This is a genomic window from Aminobacter sp. P4_D5 (assembly GCF_056401815.1).
Genome location: NZ_JBFUIP010000398.1, coordinates 1 through 1,165, shown reverse-complemented (window position 1 = coordinate 1,165; position 1,165 = coordinate 1). Strand labels below are relative to the sequence as shown.

Here is a 1,165-nt window from a genome sequence, read left to right as displayed (position 1 = left end):
GAGGAAGGCCGCAGCGTTGAAACGAGCGCCCCATTCCTGCGGGCTTTCGGCAGCGTTGCCGAAGGTGATCATCGCGTTGCGGCCGAGGACGGATAGGCCAGAAACCTTGAACAGATCGGTGATGATGTCTTCGGTGATGCCGTTGGCGAAATAGTCCTGCTCGGCATCGCCGGAGATGTTCTTGAGCGGCAGCACCAGGATCGGCAAGGGCGGCGTCGCGGATGCGGCTTGCGCGAGCGAGGGCGGGGGAAAACCAGCCTCGATTTGGCCATCGACCCGCACTGGATCGGGAGTTGCGGCAACGAGTTGCGCCAGGCCGAGCTTGGTGCCGACGCCGAGCTTGCGGTAGATCGTCGACAGATGCGTGCGAACGGTGGTCGGTGCGATGAACAGGCTCTCGCCGATCTTGCGGTAGGTGAGCCCGGCGGCGAACATGCTGGCCACCGCGCGCTCGCGCGCCGAAAGGCCGGCGAGCGGGTCGTTTGTGTGGCCGTTGTGGGACATCGATTGAAATCTCCCCCGAGCGCCGATGCGCCGCAGCAACGCCAGAAATACTACAGATCCGGCGCAAAAACACTGCATCTGCACGATGCCGCGTGTCCTCGTGGGGCCCTAGCCTCAAGTTACGGGTGCGATACCGCGCCCTTTCAACAGGAGGTTTTCATGCGCAGACTCTTGATGGCTGCGGCGTCGCTGGCGCTGATCGTGATGACAGGCTTGGGCACTTCGGGAGGTGTAACAATTGGCGAGTTTCCGAAGCAGTCGGTTGTTGTGACAAATGCCGGTGACTGGAGACTGCCGGCTTTCGGCGATCTGCTGTCGGCGCTTCGCCATTTCGGCACGCGTTCCTTGTTTCCCGCGACCTGAGGCGGACTGCCGTCATGTCTGGGTCGTTGAAGGTAACATCTGTGCCGCGAGCATCCGTGACTGGTCGATCCGCACCGAAGCTGCTGACCAAGGTTCGATCCGCAATCCGGCTGCTGTTTGCCGCACTGCCGCGGCGCAAGGTGACGCGTGGCGAGGCGCGGATTTGCGACCTGTCGCGGCATCTGCTGCGCGATATCGGCATAAGCCGCGAGACGCAAAGGCGGGGTGAACGGTATCGTTTTTACAACTGAGAGCGCGCTAAACGCGGATATCGACGCCGCTGTCGCGCAGCTTGGCG

General features: G+C 62.6%; 3 protein-coding genes. 2 read left to right on the top strand and 1 reads right to left on the bottom strand.

From position 1 onward, the window contains the following. Positions 1-504: LuxR C-terminal-related transcriptional regulator (locus AC1DWF_RS32220; protein ID WP_476842596.1), on the bottom strand; the 504-nt coding region annotated here is incomplete at its 3' end. Between the two features lie 159 nt (positions 505-663). Here AC1DWF_RS32220 and AC1DWF_RS32215 point away from each other — a divergent pair. Both AC1DWF_RS32215 and AC1DWF_RS32210 read left to right on the top strand, forming a co-directional pair. Then, positions 664-867: a hypothetical protein gene (locus AC1DWF_RS32215; protein ID WP_476785129.1), complete on the top strand. Its 204-nt coding sequence runs from the start codon at positions 664-666 to the stop codon at positions 865-867. Positions 868-923: 56 nt separating this feature from the next. Then, positions 924-1,118, top strand: a complete 195-nt coding sequence (locus tag AC1DWF_RS32210; protein ID WP_476785130.1) for a hypothetical protein — start codon at positions 924-926, stop codon at positions 1,116-1,118. Positions 1,119-1,165 lie beyond the last annotated feature (47 nt).

Excerpts from the sequence above, each read along its gene's own strand:
- AC1DWF_RS32215 (WP_476785129.1), top strand. The coding sequence starts at position 664 with ATGCGCAGACTCTTGATGGCTGCGGCGTCGCTGGCGCTGATCGTGATG.